General features: G+C 65.5%; 18 protein-coding genes. 14 read left to right on the top strand and 4 right to left on the bottom strand.

Translation table 11 applies throughout. The features are described from left to right. Positions 1-71 precede the first annotated feature (71 nt). The 11 genes from phnG (at position 72) to ACVIN2_RS23515 (ending at position 8,770) form a co-directional block, all read left to right on the top strand. Positions 72-536 (top strand): phosphonate C-P lyase system protein PhnG, encoded by a 465-nt coding sequence (phnG, locus tag ACVIN2_RS23465; RefSeq protein WP_456767354.1) that lies wholly within the window; start codon positions 72-74, stop codon positions 534-536. Between the two features lie 4 nt (positions 537-540). Next, positions 541-1,149, top strand: a complete 609-nt coding sequence (gene phnH, locus ACVIN2_RS23470; RefSeq protein ID WP_456767355.1) for a phosphonate C-P lyase system protein PhnH — start codon at positions 541-543, stop codon at positions 1,147-1,149. Between the two features lie 2 nt (positions 1,150-1,151). Continuing rightward, positions 1,152-2,255 (top strand): carbon-phosphorus lyase complex subunit PhnI, encoded by a 1,104-nt coding sequence (locus tag ACVIN2_RS23475; protein ID WP_456767356.1) that lies wholly within the window; start codon positions 1,152-1,154, stop codon positions 2,253-2,255. Then, on the top strand, positions 2,252-3,148 hold the full coding sequence (locus ACVIN2_RS23480; protein WP_247285659.1) for an alpha-D-ribose 1-methylphosphonate 5-phosphate C-P-lyase PhnJ: 897 nt from the start codon (positions 2,252-2,254) through the stop codon (positions 3,146-3,148). The genes ACVIN2_RS23475 and ACVIN2_RS23480 overlap by 4 nt, the downstream gene beginning before the upstream one ends. Next, positions 3,141-3,938 (top strand): phosphonate C-P lyase system protein PhnK, encoded by a 798-nt coding sequence (phnK, locus tag ACVIN2_RS23485; RefSeq protein WP_007615531.1) that lies wholly within the window; start codon positions 3,141-3,143, stop codon positions 3,936-3,938. The genes ACVIN2_RS23480 and phnK overlap by 8 nt, the downstream gene beginning before the upstream one ends. A 54-nt stretch (positions 3,939-3,992) precedes the next feature. Further along, on the top strand, positions 3,993-4,691 hold the full coding sequence (gene phnL / locus ACVIN2_RS23490) for a phosphonate C-P lyase system protein PhnL (protein ID WP_456767357.1): 699 nt from the start codon (positions 3,993-3,995) through the stop codon (positions 4,689-4,691). Between the two features lie 11 nt (positions 4,692-4,702). Beyond that, positions 4,703-5,857: an alpha-D-ribose 1-methylphosphonate 5-triphosphate diphosphatase gene (locus ACVIN2_RS23495; RefSeq protein ID WP_456767358.1), complete on the top strand. Its 1,155-nt coding sequence runs from the start codon at positions 4,703-4,705 to the stop codon at positions 5,855-5,857. Further along, complete coding sequence (phnN, locus tag ACVIN2_RS23500; protein WP_456767359.1) at positions 5,854-6,450, top strand: phosphonate metabolism protein/1,5-bisphosphokinase (PRPP-forming) PhnN; 597 nt, start codon at positions 5,854-5,856, stop codon at positions 6,448-6,450. Before ACVIN2_RS23495 ends, phnN begins: the two co-directional genes overlap by 4 nt. A 22-nt stretch (positions 6,451-6,472) precedes the next feature. Beyond that, a complete protein-coding gene (locus ACVIN2_RS23505) occupies positions 6,473-7,084 on the top strand; it encodes a pyridoxamine 5'-phosphate oxidase family protein (RefSeq protein WP_456767360.1) in 612 nt (203 codons plus the stop codon). Between the two features lie 489 nt (positions 7,085-7,573). Further along, entirely contained in the window at positions 7,574-7,795 is a 222-nt protein-coding gene (locus ACVIN2_RS23510) for a hypothetical protein (RefSeq protein WP_456767361.1), read from the top strand. 21 nt (positions 7,796-7,816) lie between these two features. Continuing rightward, positions 7,817-8,770, top strand: a complete 954-nt coding sequence (locus tag ACVIN2_RS23515) for an aliphatic sulfonate ABC transporter substrate-binding protein (RefSeq protein ID WP_456767362.1) — start codon at positions 7,817-7,819, stop codon at positions 8,768-8,770. A gap of 166 nt (positions 8,771-8,936) precedes the next feature. Here ACVIN2_RS23515 and ACVIN2_RS23520 read toward each other — a convergent pair whose 3' ends face one another. The 4 genes from ACVIN2_RS23520 to ACVIN2_RS23535 form a co-directional block, all read right to left on the bottom strand. Further along, positions 8,937-9,287 (bottom strand): DUF6496 domain-containing protein, encoded by a 351-nt coding sequence (locus ACVIN2_RS23520; RefSeq protein ID WP_456767363.1) that lies wholly within the window; start codon positions 9,285-9,287, stop codon positions 8,937-8,939. Positions 9,288-9,355: 68 nt separating this feature from the next. Next, on the bottom strand, positions 9,356-10,138 hold the full coding sequence (locus ACVIN2_RS23525) for an alpha/beta fold hydrolase (RefSeq protein WP_456767364.1): 783 nt from the start codon (positions 10,136-10,138) through the stop codon (positions 9,356-9,358). Positions 10,139-10,142: 4 nt separating this feature from the next. Beyond that, positions 10,143-11,438: an O-acetylhomoserine aminocarboxypropyltransferase gene (locus ACVIN2_RS23530; protein ID WP_456767365.1), complete on the bottom strand. Its 1,296-nt coding sequence runs from the start codon at positions 11,436-11,438 to the stop codon at positions 10,143-10,145. Positions 11,439-11,701: 263 nt separating this feature from the next. Then, on the bottom strand, positions 11,702-12,502 hold the full coding sequence (locus ACVIN2_RS23535; RefSeq protein ID WP_456767366.1) for an IclR family transcriptional regulator: 801 nt from the start codon (positions 12,500-12,502) through the stop codon (positions 11,702-11,704). Between the two features lie 131 nt (positions 12,503-12,633). Here ACVIN2_RS23535 and ACVIN2_RS23540 point away from each other — a divergent pair, with 131 nt between their 5' ends. The 3 genes from ACVIN2_RS23540 to ACVIN2_RS23550 are packed head-to-tail and all read left to right on the top strand — an operon-like array spanning position 12,634 to position 15,124. Further along, positions 12,634-13,599: a Bug family tripartite tricarboxylate transporter substrate binding protein gene (locus tag ACVIN2_RS23540; protein WP_456767367.1), complete on the top strand. Its 966-nt coding sequence runs from the start codon at positions 12,634-12,636 to the stop codon at positions 13,597-13,599. Between the two features lie 3 nt (positions 13,600-13,602). Next, positions 13,603-14,220 carry a flavin reductase family protein gene (locus tag ACVIN2_RS23545; RefSeq protein ID WP_247463402.1) on the top strand — a complete coding sequence of 206 codons (618 nt, stop codon included), beginning with the start codon at positions 13,603-13,605 and terminating at the stop codon, positions 14,218-14,220. Between the two features lie 43 nt (positions 14,221-14,263). Beyond that, the gene (locus tag ACVIN2_RS23550) at positions 14,264-15,124 is read left to right on the top strand and encodes a fumarylacetoacetate hydrolase family protein (RefSeq protein WP_456767368.1); all 861 of its coding nucleotides are present in this window, start codon (positions 14,264-14,266) and stop codon (positions 15,122-15,124) included. Position 15,125 lies beyond the last annotated feature (1 nt).

A 15,125-nucleotide genomic window follows, 5' to 3' on the forward strand; every position in this document is an offset into this window, starting at 1 on the left:
CATGGCGCTCCGGTATCAAGTTGTCTAGTATCATAGACAACTTGGATTCGGCAAGTTCTGCAGAAAAGTCGGTGGATGTGGTGACCCAGCACAACAATCAGCAAGCCCAGCGCCAGGCCGCAATGGCCGTGCTGGCGCACGCGGAGGCGGGCGAGATCGCCGCTCGCCTCCGCGCTCTAGCCCTACCGGCGCATCAGGATCTGCGCGCGCCGGAAAACGGCCTCGTGATGCTGCGCGGCCGGGTCGGCGGCGACGGTGCGCCGTTCAACCTCGGCGAAGCCGCGGTGTCGCGCGCGGCTGTCAGGCTCGCGAGCGGCGAGGTCGGCTTCGGTTACACGCTCGGTCGCGACGGTGAGAAGGCGCGGTTGATCGCGCTGTGCGATGCGCTGGTGCAGTCCAGCGATTTCGGCGCCGCGGTGGAACGGGAAATCATCGGGCCGTTGCGTGAGCAGCTGATGGTCAGGCGCGAACAGGTGGCGGCCGAGACCGCTGCGACGAAGGTTGATTTCTACACCATGGTGCGCGGTGAGGGGTGAGCTCATGACCACGATTGCGGAACTGCCGCCGGGGTTCGCCGATAAGGTGCTGTCGGCGCAATCGACCTTTCGTTCGGTGATGGACGCGATGGCGCGGCCGGGATCGGTCCAGCGCATCGTGCCGACATCAGGAGCGCCTCAAACGATGATGCGCGGCACGGCCGCGATCGCGTTGACGCTGTTCGACCACGACACACCGCTCTGGCTCGATGGGCGGATGGCGGAGAGTTCCGACGTCGTGAAATGGCTGAAATTCCACACCGGCGCGCCGGTGGTGCAGGATTCTTCCATCGCAAGCTTCGCGCTGATCAGCGACGGTGGGGCGCTGCCTTCGCTCGAGCGCTTCGCGCTGGGCACCAGCGAATATCCGGATCGGTCGACCACGCTGATCCTTCAGGTCGAGAGCCTGGATTCCGGACGCAGCTTCGAGCTGCGCGGTCCCGGCATCGACGGCGTCGCCACGCTCCAGGCGTCGATCAAGCCGTTTGACCTGTTCGAGCGCCTGCGTGTCAACGAAACGCTGTTTCCGCGCGGCATCGATGTGGTGTTGGTCGCCGACAATGCCGTGGTTGCGATCCCGCGCACCACGCGCCTCGTGAGCAAGGGAAGCTAAGCATGTATGTCGCAGTCAAGGGCGGCGAACGCGCCATCGAGAACGCCCATCGCCTGCTCGCCAGTGCACGGCGTGGCGACCAAAGCGTGCCGGAAATCACGCTCGATCAAATCTCGGAGCAGCTTGGCCTCGCCGTGGACCGCGTCATGAGCGAAGGCTCGCTCTATGACCGCGAGCTCGCGGCGCTGGCCATCAAGCAGGCGCGCGGCGATTTGATCGAGGCGATCTTCCTGGTCCGCGCCTTCCGCGCCACGCTGCCGCGCTTCGGCGCCAGCGAGCCGGTCGAGACCGGCGCGATGCGGGTGCGGCGGCGGGTGTCCTCGACCTTCAAGGACATTCCCGGCGGCCAGATCCTCGGCCCGACCTTCGATTATACCCACCGCCTGCTCGATCCCTCGCTCGCCGAAGGCTTCGTGCCGGAGGCGCCGGCGACGGCCGAAGCCTCCACGGTGCCCACGCCGCGCGTGACGGATATTCTCGGCCGCGACGGCCTGATCGAGCCCTCGCCGCAGGCCGAAGAGGGCGCCAATGTTGGCGACCTCACCCGCGAGCCGCTGAATTTCCCGGCGGACCGCGACCTGCGCCTGCAAAATCTCGCGCGTGGCGACGAAGGGTTCTTGCTGGCGATGGGCTATTCCACCCAGCGCGGCTATGGCCGCAACCATCCCTTCGCCGGCGAAATCCGCTTCGGCGAGGTCGATGTCGAATTTTCGGCGGAAGACGTCGGCTTCGCCGTGCCGCTCGGCTCGATCGAACTCACCGAGTGTCAGATGGTCAACCAGTTCAAGGGCTCCGCGACCGAAGCGCCGTGCTTCACGCGCGGTTATGGTCTCGCCTTCGGCCAGAGCGAGCGCAAGACCATGTCGATGGCGCTGGTCGACCGCGCGTTGCGTGCGCGCGAGCTCGGCGAAGAGGCACTCGCCCCTGCGCAAGACGAAGAATTCGTGATGTCGCATTCGGACAACGTCCAGGCGACCGGCTTCGTCGAGCATCTGAAGCTGCCGCATTATGTCGACTTCCAGTCCGAGCTCGGCCTGTTGCGCAAGCTGCGCAAGGAATTCACTGAAGCCAATGCGCCTGATGCCATGAAGGAGGCCGCGGAATGAACGCGCCCGCCTACAATTTCGCCTATCTCGACGAACAGACCAAACGGATGATCCGCCGCGCGATCCTCAAGGCGATCGCGATCCCGGGCTATCAGGTGCCGTTCGCCAGCCGTGAAATGCCGATGCCCTATGGCTGGGGCACCGGCGGCGTGCAGGTCACCGCGGCGATCCTCGGGCCCGAGGACGTGCTGAAGGTGATCGACCAGGGCTCCGACGACACCACCAACGCGATCTCGATCCGGAAGTTCTTTGCCAAGACCGCCGGCGTCGCCACGACGACCGCGACTGAAGATGCGACCGTGATCCAGACCCGTCACCGCATTCCCGAGACGTCGCTGCACGCGAATCAGGTGCTGGTCTATCAGGTGCCGATCCCGGAACCCTTACGTTTCCTCGAGCCGCGCGAGACCGAGACGCGGCGCATGCACGCGCTCGCCGAATACGGCCTGATGCATGTGAAGCTCTATGAGGACATCGCCCGCTTCGGCCACATCGCGACGGCTTACGCCTACCCGGTGAAGGTCAATGCGCGCTACGTGATGGACCCATCGCCGACGCCGAAATTCGATAATCCCAAGATGGACAATTGCCCGGCGCTGCAATTGTTCGGCGCCGGCCGCGAAAAGCGCATCTACGCGATCCCGCCCTATACGCAAGTCGTGTCGCTCGACTTCGAGGACCATCCCTTCGAGCCGTATCGCTTCAACGCGCCCTGCGCGCTATGCGCCGCGGAAAATTCCTATCTCGACGAGATCGTCACCGACGACAAGGGCGGACGCATGTTCGTCTGCTCCGACACCGATTATTGCGAGGGCCGCCAAGCCGCCGGCCATCACGGCAGCCTCAGCGCCGCGCCGTACAAGGACAAGGCGCAGGAGGCATCGAATGGCTGATCAAGACATGCTCGAGAACGACGAGCCGCTGCTGGTCGCAAAATCCCTCAGCAAGTCCTATGGCCGTATCGCGGCGTGCCGCGACGTGTCTTTTGCGCTCTATCCCGGCGAGGTGCTGGCGATCGTGGGGGAATCCGGCTCGGGCAAGTCGACGCTGCTGCAGCTCCTGTCGGGTCAGCTCGCGGCCAGCGGCGGCCAGGTGTCCTACCGGATGCGCGACGGCGTCGCCCGCGATCTTGCCACGCTCGGCGAGGCGGAGCGGCGCTTCTTGTTTCGCACCGATTGGGGCTTTGTCCACCAGGACCCCGCGCAGGGGTTGCGCATGGCGGTCTCAGCCGGCGCCAATGTCGGCGAGCGGCTGATGGCGGTGGGCTGGAATCACTACGGCCGCATCCGCGATACCGCGTCGGACTGGCTGACCCGCGTCGAGATCGACATCGCACGCATCGACGATGCGCCGCGGACCTATTCCGGCGGCATGCGCCAGCGGCTCCAGATCGCCCGCAATCTCGTCACCGAGCCGCGGCTGGTGTTCATGGACGAGCCGACCGGCGGCCTCGATGTTTCCGTTCAGGCCCGCCTGCTCGACCTCGTGCGCAGCCTCGTCGCCGAGCTGCATCTCGCGGTCATCATCGTGACCCACGATCTCGCGGTTGCGCGCCTGCTGTCGCACCGCGTGATGGTGATGAAGGGTGGCCGCGTCATCGAGACCGGCCTCACCGACCAGGTGCTCGACGATCCCCGCGAGCCCTACACCCAGCTCCTGGTCTCCTCGATTCTGCCGCCATGAGGCTTCAACGCCATGAGGCTTCAACGCCATGAGCCTTGCAAGAAGAGTTTTCCAATGACCGCCATGATCGACGTCGCCGACGCCAACAAGACCTTTACGATGCACCTGCAGGGCGGCATCGAATTGCCTGTCGTCAGCGGCGTGACCTTTCACGTCGATCCCGGCGAATGCGTCGTGCTGTCGGGGCCATCGGGCGCCGGAAAATCCTCGATCCTGAAGATGATCTTCGGCAACTACCGTTGCGATTCCGGCCGCATCGGCATCCGCCATCGCGGCGCGCTGGTCGATCTTGCCACCGCCGAGCCGCGGCAGGTCCTCAACATCCGCCGCGCGACCATCGGCTATGTCAGCCAGTTCCTGCGCGCGGTGCCGCGCGTCGCGACCGTCGACGTGGTCGCGGAGCCGCTGATCGTCAACGGCCTGGCGCGCGCGGAGGCGCAGGCCCGTGCCGGCGAACTGCTGCATCGTCTCAACATCCCCGAGCGGCTCTGGCAGCTTCCGCCCGCGACCTTCTCCGGCGGCGAGCAGCAGCGCGTCAACATCGCGCGCGGCTTCATCTCGGATCTGCCGATCCTGCTGCTGGACGAGCCCACCGCCTCGCTCGACGCCGCCAACCGCGCCGTCGTGGTCGAGCTGGTCGCCGAAAAGAAGCGCCAGGGCGTCGCCATGGTCGCCATTGTCCATGACGACGAAATCCGTCATCAGATTGCCGACCGCATCGTCGACGTCACCAGCTTCGCCGCCGCGGCCTGAAGGAAATGGACATGAACGCCAAGAAGGACATCGTGATCGCCAACGCCAGGATCGTGCTGGCGGAGCGGGTGATCGAGCAGGGCTGGCTTGCTCTCGCCGATGGACGTATTGCCGAGATCGGTGAGGGCAGGGCGCCCGCGGGGGCCGAGGATGCCGGCGGCGATCTGATCATGCCCGGCTTGATCGAGCTCCACACCGATCACCTCGAGGCGCATTACGTGCCGCGGCCAAAAGTGTTCTGGAATCCGGTCGCCGCCGTCGTCTCCTATGACGGCCAGCTCGCGACCTCGGGCATCACCACGGTGTTCGACTCGCTCCGGGTCTGGCGCGAGGACGGCGCCGAGGAAGTTGACGGCCGCGCCGGCGTGCTCGCCGCCGCCATCACGACCGCGCGCGATGCCAATTTGCTGCGCGCCGATCACTTCCTGCATCTGCGCTGCGAAATCCCGATGCCGAGCGTGGTCGAGGAGGCCAGGGAGCTGATCGACCGTCCCGACGTGCGGCTGATGTCGCTGATGGACCACACCCCCGGCCAGCGCCAGTTCCGCGACGAGGGCAAGCTGCGCGACTATTATCGCGGCAAGGGCGGCGGCAAGACCGATGCCGAGCTCGACCAGCTGTTCGCGAAGCGTTTCGAGTATCAGAAGGCCTATGCCGCGACCAACATGCGCGAGATCGTGGCGCTGGCACACAAGTACAAGATCCCGCTGGCGAGCCATGACGATACCACCGAGGAGAACGTCGTGGACGCCGTGCGCGATGGCGTTTCGGTGGCGGAATTCCCGACCACGCTGGAGGCCGCGCGCGGCCTGCACGAGGCCGGAATCGACATCCTGATGGGCGCGCCGAACGTCGTGCGCGGCGGCTCGCATTCCGGCAACATCGCCGCGGTCGATCTCGCCCGCGAAGGCCTGCTCGACATCCTGTCCTCGGACTACATTCCCTCGAGCCTTCTGATGGCCGCCCTGCATTTGCCCGAGCATGTGCCCGCCATCAATCTTGCGGCGGCGATTCGCACGGTGACGAAGGCCCCCGCGGAAGCCGTCGGCCTGTCCGACCGCGGTGAAATTGCGGTCGGCAAGCGTGCCGATCTGATCCGCGTGCATGTTGCGGGCAGCGTCCCTGCGGTCCGCAGCGTCTGGCGCGAAGGGAGCCGCGTCGCATGAGCGAGACCGTCACCGTGGCGGGAGCGCAGAAGGGCGCGATCGGGCCCGGACGGCTCGTGCTCGTGGTCGGTCCCAGCGGTGCCGGCAAGGACACGCTGCTGCGGCTGGCGCGGGCAGCATGCATCGAAGATCAGGACATCGTCTTCCCGCGCCGTGTCGTGACCCGCGAATCCTCGGCCGACGAAGACAATATCGCGGTGAGCCCTGACGAATTCCGTCGCGCGCGCGGGCATGGCGAATTCGCCGTGCATTGGGAGGCGCATGGGCATTCCTACGCGCTGCCGCTCGACCTCAACGACGATATTCGTGCCGGACGCGCCGTCGTGGCCAATGTTTCGCGCACGGTGATCGGCGCGCTACGCCGGACCTATGCAAACGTCGTGGTGGTCGCGATCACGGCGCCGCCGGATGTGCTGGCGCAGCGGCTCGCCGCCCGCGCCCGGCACAGCGACGGCAATATCGCGGAACGGTTGACGCGCAGCGTCGAAGACGCATCGGCGCAGGCCGATGTCACCATCCTCAACGCGGGCAATGCGGAGTATCACGGCCGCCAGCTTCTGCGCGTGATCAAGAATCAGGGCTGGCACGAATAGCCGGCGCAACAAGGAGACTGGAATGTCGGTGATCGAAACGGTCGAGCAGCTGGAGGCCATCTACGGCGTCACCAATGACGCCTCAACCGTGAAAGTCGCCGATCACGTCACCCCGCTCTATCGCGTCTTCATCGAAAAGGCCCCGTTCGCCGCGCTCGCCACCATCGGGCCCGAGGGGATCGACTGCTCGCCGCGCGGCGATCTCTCCGGCTTCGTCCGCATTCACGACCCGAAGACGCTGATGCTGCCGGACCGCCGCGGCAACAACCGGGTCGATTCCTTGCGTAACATCGTGCGCGATCCCAGGGTGTCGCTGATGTTCCTGATCCCCGGCTCCGGCAACGCGGTCCGCGCCAATGGCCGCGCCCATCTCTCCATCGATCCCGAGCTGCTGGCCTCGTTCAAGGTCGAAGGCAAGGCGCCGCGCAGCGTCATGGTGATGACGGTCGACGAAATCTACTTCCAGTGCGCCCGCGCCATCGTCCGCTCCGACCTCTGGAATCCCGACAAGCGCATCGACTCCAAGACGCTGCCGACACCCGGACAGATCCTCGCCGTGATGAGCGAGAACAAGGTCGGCGGTGCGGAGTATGACCGCGCCTGGCCGGAGCGCGCCGCCGCGACGATGTGGTAGCTCTCTCTTACCCTCTCCCCTTGTGGGAGAGGGTGGCTCGCCGCAACAGCGGCGAGACGGGTGAGGGGTCTCTCTCCGCACGCGACTCTCTTGCTTCAGGATTCGCCGAGGCAACCCCTCATCCGGCGCTTCGCGCCACCTTCTCCCACAAGGGGAGAAGGGAAGAACTTGCCGCCAGTTGAATCCGTCTGCCGTCGCTTCCCTCCGGAGACGTGCCGATGCGCGCCACTGGCAATTATGGATAGCCATTTCATTGACCGATCGCGCTAAACGCTCGATATTCGACGCATCGAAACTGCTCCTCGAGTCAAAGCCGCGATATGAGAACCGATCACCAGCGCAACGGGAACGACATGCTTGCGTGCATGACGTGGCGCTGTTTCTCGGCGGCCACCGGCGCCTGTTGTTGTTGCTGACCGCCGACTCCTAGCAGCACCTCACCCAGCAATCCCGAGACAGGAACGCCGAGATCCCAGCGAACGAGCAGTCATGTCCCGAATTCAATCGAATGCCTACATCATCGAAATCCACGACCGCGCCGCCGGCATCGTCACGAAGGATACGCGCGGCTTCCGCTTCTTCTCCTCCGAGCGTCTGTTCGACAGCCTCGAAGGTCGCCAGTTCCGCTCGGCGCGCGAGGCGGAGCGCGCCGCCCGCGCCGTATTCTCCGAGCGGAGCCGGCGCGCGAATTCTCCACTGCTTGCCAACTGATTCCACCGAAAGGACCACGTCATGATCAATCGTCGACACATTCTCGCAATGACGGTGCTGCTCGCGACCGCCTTAGCCGCACCGGCGCGCGCGGAGGACAAGCCGGTGGAAATCCGCATCGGTACGCAGAAGGGCGGCTTCTTCCCGGCGGTTCGCCAGCGTCAAACGCTCGAGAGCGCCTTTAAGCCGCTCGGCATCGAGATCAAATGGATCGACTTCCAGTTCGGTCCGCCGTTGCTGGAGGCGATCAATGTCGGCAGTGTCGATTTCGGCTTCGTCGGTGATACGCCGCCGATCTTCGCCCAAGCCGGCGGCGCCAGGATCCGCTACGTCGCAGCGGTGAAGTCGGAAGGCGACACTCAGGCGATCATCGTTCCGAAGGATTCGCCGATCAAATCGCTCGCGGACCTCAAGGGCAAGCGCGTTGCGTTTGCCAAGGGATCGAGTGCGCACAACCTCCTCGTCGCGTCGCTCGAGAAGGCCGGTCTCTCCTGGTCCGACATTACGCCGGCTCCGCTCGCCCCGGCCGATGCGACGGCCGCCTTTGTAAAGGGTTCGGTCGATGCCTGGTCAATCTGGGATCCGTATCTGGCGCTCGCTGAGTTGAAGGAGAGCGCCCGCGTCATCGTCTTCGACAAGGAGGTCCACAAGCCGAACGCTTTCTACATCGCCGGCACGGACTTCGTGGAGAAGTATCCTTCACTGGTGGCAAAACTCAACGCGAGCTTCGCCTCCGAAGGCGTGTGGGCGGAATCTCACCATCAGGAGGTAGCGAAGGCCCAGGCCGAGGCAACCGGCGTCGACATCGAAGCTGTCAGGCGCTTCGTCAACCGCTCCACCTATCGTGTGGTGCCGCTGGATGCAGAGGTGACCAAGAGCCAGCAGGCGGTCGCCGATCATTTTGCAAAACTGGGCCTGATCCCGAGGCCGGTCAACGTGTCCGACATCGTCTGGAAGTGGACGCCGGGTTCCTAAGCAGGACGAGACTCAACTCCGGCGGGGCGCCCTGGTGCGTGCCGCCTTCTTCGCGGCGGTGGAGCGGGCCTTGGCGCCCTTGGTGCGGCTCGCCTTGCGCGCGGTGGCTGAACGCGACGCGGCTGATCGCTGGCTCGCGGCACGCTTGCCCTGTTTCGACAGTGCGCTACGCGACGCGGTCGAACGCGGCTCCTTCTTCAAAACCTTTTCGACCGCCCGCGACACGCGCGGCCGGCGTTTCGCGGTGCCGCTTGCCCTGACCGACTTCATAGGCATATTTGGCGCTGCGACGCGTCGCCTTCTTGACGCGTCCCTTGCGCGGCGGCGGCAGATCGACGCCGGCGCGGCGCGCCTCCGAGAGGCCGATGGCGATGGCCTGTTTCGTCGAGCGCGCGCCATGCTTGCCCTTGCGGATCTTGTCGATCTGGTCCTTGACGAATTCGCCGGCCTGCGTGCTTGCCGATTTGCCGGCACGCTTGTCTCGCCTGGCTTTGCGAATGACTTCCTGTCTTGGCATGGGTCCAGTTCCCTCTGGAATTCACAGGGATATCTGACCGCAACGCGCAAGATGGACGATTGATCCTGTCAGTTCCGTAGCGCAGCGAGCAGTTCATCCGGGCGTTCGGCCATGATCATGTGGCCGGCGCCCGGCACCACGACGGTCTTCGCATGCGGGATCGCCGCCGCGAGTGCCTTGCCGGCCTTCACCGGCGTCATCATGTCCCGCTCGCCGAGGATAAGCGTCGTGGGCACCTTCACGCTCCCGGCGGCGGCAAGCGCATTCGCGTAAGCATTGCAGGCGGACAAATCCCGGAACAGCACGCCCGGCTCGCAGTGTTTCAAGACGGCCTGCGCCCCGCCATGCATCCACAGGCCCGGTGCGAGGCTGCCGCCGAGCTCGGCGTTGAAGCCGAGGCCCCAGATCGAGACCATGTCGTTCGCATCCTGCGAATTGGCTTCTGCCGCTTTCAGCAGATCCGGGCCGACTGTCATGGTCGCGGCGGTGCCGATCAGGCTGAGCGCGGACACCTTGTCGGGATGACGTGCGGCCGTCTCCAGCGAGATCAGCGATCCCATGGAATGACCGATCAGATGCGCTTTCGTCGCTCCGGCCGCATTGAGCAGCGCCGCCGTCCAGTCGGCCATCTCGGCCATGCTGCCGAGCGACGGTCCGGGCGAGCGGCCGTGGCCGGGCAGATCAGGCGCCAGCACGCCAAAGCCGTGATGGGCGAACCAGCGCGTGTGCAGCGCCCAGGTCGAATGGTCGAAGCCGGCGCCATGGAGGAAGACGACCGCGGGCAGGGATCTGTCGAAGTCGCGGCCGCCGGTTGCGACCAGCACCTCGGCGCCGTTGACGGAGAGCTTCATGGTGTCAGACCTTTTGCGAGATGCGCAGCGCCTGCGCGAGATCGTCGATGATGTCGCTTGCGGTCTCGATGCCGACCGAGAGCCGCACCAGCTCCTCGCCGATGCCGGAGGCCTTGAGCTGTTCGGCGTCCATCTGCTGATGCGTGGTCGAGGCGGGGTGGATCACCAGCGTCTTGGCGTCACCGACATTGGCGAGATGACTGATCATGCGCAGCGATTCGATGAACTTGCGGCCAGCAGGCCGGCCGCCCTTGATGCCGAAGGAGACAATCGAGCCGGCGCCGCGCGGCAGCAACTGTTTTGCGAGCTGGTAGTCCGCGTGATCTTCCAGCGAGGGATGCAGCACCCAATCGACCGCCTTGTTGGCTTTCAGCGCTTCCAGCACGAGGTGCGTGTTCTGGATGTGGCGGTCCATGCGCACGCCGAGCGTCTCCACTCCCTGCAACAGCTGGAACGCGTTGGTCGGGGATAGACAAGCGCCGAAATCGCGCAGGCCTTCGGTGCGCGCGCGCATGATGAAGGCGGCGGTGCCGAATTGCTCGTCGAAGACGATGCCGTGATAGCCGCCATAGGGCTCGGTCAGCACGCCGAATTTTCCGGATGAACGCCAGTCGAAACGGCCGCCGTCGACGATGGCGCCGCCGATCGCGATGCCGTGGCCGCCTATCCATTTGGTGGCCGAATGCATGACGATGTCGGCGCCGAGCTCGATCGGACGGCTGAGATAGGGCGTGGCAAAGGTGTTGTCGATCAGCAGCGGAATCTTCGCGTCATGCGCGATCGTCGCGACCTTCGGAATGTCCAGCACCTCCAGCCCGGGATTGCCGATGGTCTCGCCGATCACCAGCTTCGTGTTCGGCTTGATCGCCGCGCGGAATGCGTCGAGATCGCGCGGTTTCACGAACGTTGTGGTGATGCCGAAGCGCGGCAGCGTGTGCGCCAGCAAATTGATGGTGCCGCCATAGAGCGAGCTCGACGCCACGATATGGTCACCGGCATTGAGCAACGTCGCGATGGCGAGATGCAGCGCGGCCATGCCGCTCGCGGTGCAGATCGCGCCGACGCCGCCTTCCAGCGCCGCGAGCCGTTCCTCGAGCACGCCCGTGGTCGGGTTGGAAATGCGCGTGTAGATGTGGCCGGCGCGCTCGAGGTTGAACAGCGCGGCGGCGTGATCGGAATCCTGGAACACGTAGGACGTGGTCTGGTAGATCGGCACCGCGCGGGCGCCGGTCGCGGGATCCGGATGCTGGCCCGCATGCAGGCTCAGGGTCTCGAAGGCGGGCGGTTTTGGCGCGGGCATGCGTGGCCTCGTTGCTCGGTCGGCGGGAGGCGGCTCTTGTGCCACAAAACGGAGTGCCACGTCAGCCCATTGACAGCGCCGTATCGTCGGTGCGCTCCCTCGCCCCGTTCTTACGGGGAGAGGGTTGGGGTGAGGGGCCTCTCTCCGCACGCGAGATGGTCGAGAGACCTGTACCCCCTCACCCGGATCGCAAGAGCGATCCGACCTCTCCCCGCAAGCGGGGAGAGGTGAAGCGGCACCGTCAGCCCCATTGACAGCGTTGTCTAACCCCGGATCGCCTGCTCGATGATCCGCGCCTCCCGCAGCAGGATCTCCGCGACCTCTTGTTCGCGGCGCGGGCCGAGCCTCGTCCGAACGGCGGAGACGGTCATCGCGGCGGCGGGGCGGCCGTCGGGGGTCTTGATCCAGGTCGAGATCGATTTCGTGCCCTGCACGAGACCAATTTCCCTCATGCCATATCCCAGCCGTCTTGCGGCGGTGACCTGGCCCAGCACCGTCGCAGCGTCGGTCCGGTACGCCTCCAGTCTCTTCTCGTTGGCCGCGACGATTTTTCGCGCGTCCTGGGCCGGCATCGCGGCGAGGATGGCGACGCCCGCGCTGGAGACGCCGAGCGGTCGGCGCGCGCCGACCTCGATCGACAGCACCTGGATCGGATAGATTCCGATCCTGCGATCGACGCACAGCGTGTCGTTGCCGGTCCGCACCGTCAGGAACAGCGTGTCGCCGATCTCGGTGGAGGCGCGTTGCAACGACGGATTGGCGGCGATCAGCAGCCGCGATGGCCGGGCCCGTGCGAGCGCGAGCTCCGGCACCTGGTTGCCGATCGCGTAGCGGCCGGTTCGGTCATGCCGTTCGACGATGCCTTCCTCGATCAGCACGTGGACGATGCGGTGCACGGTCGGGCGGGTGAGGCCGGTCGCGCGCACCACCTCGGCCAGCGGCACGCCGTCTTCCCGGCCCGCGGCGAGAATGCGCAGTACCGCGAGCGCGCGGCGGATCGCCTGCGCGCCCTGTCGCGGTTCGGTCATGCGGCGAGCGGATTTCGTCGAAGTGGTCTTGTCCATAATATGGACAAGAACGCCACAATTTCCTCGACAGGTAAAGCGCGCATCTGGAGATTGCGCTCCGAATCGAGATGCCGTGTACGACGTCGGGCAAATCGACGTAAAATTGGAAGCGCCGCCGGGAGGTTAACATGAGATTAATCTGGATTGCCATAGCTGCCGCAGCGGCGATGTTGACGGGACCGGCGTCGGGCCAGCAATGGCCGGCGCGCAACGTCAAGCTGATCGTGCCCTATCCGGCCGGCGGCAATGTCGACAGCGCCGCGCGCATCATCGCCGACAAGCTCCAGGAAAAGCTCGGCCAGCCCTTCATCATCGAGAACAAGGCCGGTGCCGGCGGCATGATCGCGGGCGAGGCCTTCGCGAAATCGGCGCCCGATGGCTACACGCTGTTCGTCGGCGCCAACGGTCCGGTGCTGTTCGCGACCGAAATCAACAAGCGCGACGTCTATAGCTGGAAGAAGGATTTTCTGCCGATCACGACGATCTCGATGACGCCGCTGGTGCTCGAGGTTCATCCTTCCGTGCAGGCGACGAATTTCAAGGAATTCATCGAACTTGCCAAGCGCGAGCCCGGCAAGCTGACGATGGCCTCGCCCGGTCCCGGCACCACCAACCATTTGCTCAGCGAATTGATGCAGTCCAGCCTCGACCTGCAATGGGTGACCGCGCACTATCGCGGCAATGCGCCCGCGGTCAACGATCTCTTGGGCGGGCAGGTGCAGTTCGCGTTCGACCAGCTCACGGTCAGCCTGCAGCATATCAAGGCCGGCCTGTTCCGGGCGTTGGCCGTCACCAGCCCGCACCGCCTGAAGTCGCTGCCCGATGTGCCGACCTTCGCCGAACTCGGCTACAAGGATTTTGACGGCCAGACCTTCACCGGCCTGTTCGCACCGGCAGGCACGCCGGCGCCCGTGATCGACAAGCTGCACGAGGCGCTGACCGCGATCCTGAAGGATCCCGCCGTGGTCGACAAGTTCGAGAAGCTCGGCGGTGAAGCCGTCGCGATGACGCCCGACGAATTCAAGGCCTATCTCGCGCGCGAGGACGCCAAATGGATTCCGATCGTGCGCAAGGCCAACATCAAGGCGGATTGATCGATGCGGATCGACCCCACCGAGCTCGGCGCCGAGCGCATCTACCGGCTGATGACCGGCATCGTGGTGCCGCGCCCGATCGCCTGGGTGACGAGCCTGTCGCGCGCGGGCGTGCTCAACCTCGCGCCGTTCAGCGCCTTCACCTTCGTTTCGCAGAAGCCGCCGATGCTGGCCATCAGCGTCGGCCGCAAGGGCGCGGACTACAAGGACACCGCGCACAACATCCTCGACACCGAGGAATACGTCATCCACATCGCCGATACCCCGCTGATGCAGGCCGTGCACGACTCGTCGGTCGAGCATCCGCCTGAGATCAGCGAGGTCGCGGAGCTTGGCCTCGAGACGATCCCGAGCGAGCGCATCAAGGTGCCGCGTCTTGGCATTGCACCCGTCGCGATGGAGTGCCGCTTCCGGCAGTGCCTCGAATTCGGCGACGCCCGCAGCCGTCTCATCGTGGGAGAGGTCGTGATGTTCCACCTCCGCGACGGCCTCGTGAACGACGGCAAGGTCGAGACTGCGGCGCTCGATCCGATCGCGCGCATCGGCGGGCCGCGCTATGCCCGGCTCGGCGAGATCGTGACGCTGCGCGGCGTGTTCCAGACTCCCAAATCGAAAGACTGAACGCGCTGCCCCGCGCGCGGCTCAAGACCATTGGAGAACGACCATGCGACTCCTAAGTTATCTCGTGGACGGAGAGCCGCGCTACGGTGCCGCCATCGAAGGCGGTGTCGTCGATCTGACCCGGCGGATCGGCCGCGACTTCTCCGATGTGAGGGCGCTGATCGCGGCCAATGCGCTGGCCGACGCGCAAGAAGCCGTCGCCGGACAAAAGCCGGATCATACGCTCGACGAGCTCGTGCTGCTTCCGCCGGTGCTGGCGCCGGAAAAGCTCTGGTGCATCGGCGTCAATTACGCCGAGCGCAATGCGGAGTATAAAGACAGTTCCGACCTGCCCAAATATCCCAGCCTGTTCGTGCGCAGCATGTCCTCGATGACGGGCTCCGGTCAGCCGCTGGAGAAGCCTCATGTGTCCGAGCAGCTCGATTACGAAGGCGAACTCGTCATCGTGATCGGCCAGGGCGGCCGCCACATCCCGCGCGAGAAGGCCTGGTCGCACATCTTCGGCATGACCCTGTGCAACGAGGGCACGATCCGCGACTGGCTGCGCCACGGCAAGTTCAACGTCACGCAAGGCAAGAATTTCGACCGCTCCGGCAGCATCGGCCCGTGGATCGTCACATCGGACGAACTCGACCCGCGCGGGCCCCATGACATCACCACGCGCGTCAACGGCGAGGTGCGGCAGCAGGACACCACCGAGCGGCTGATGTTCCCGTTCGACTTTCTGATCTCCTATCTCTCCACCTTCGCGACCCTCAAGCCCGGCGACATGATCGTGACGGGCACGCCGACCGGGGCGGGCGCCCGCTTCGACCCGCCGCGCTGGCTCAAGGTCGGCGATGTCGTCGAGGTCGAATCCAGCCGCATCGGCGTGCTGCACAACACCGTCGCGGCGGAGAGCTGAG

Source organism: Bradyrhizobium sp. USDA 3650 (genome assembly GCF_054057395.1).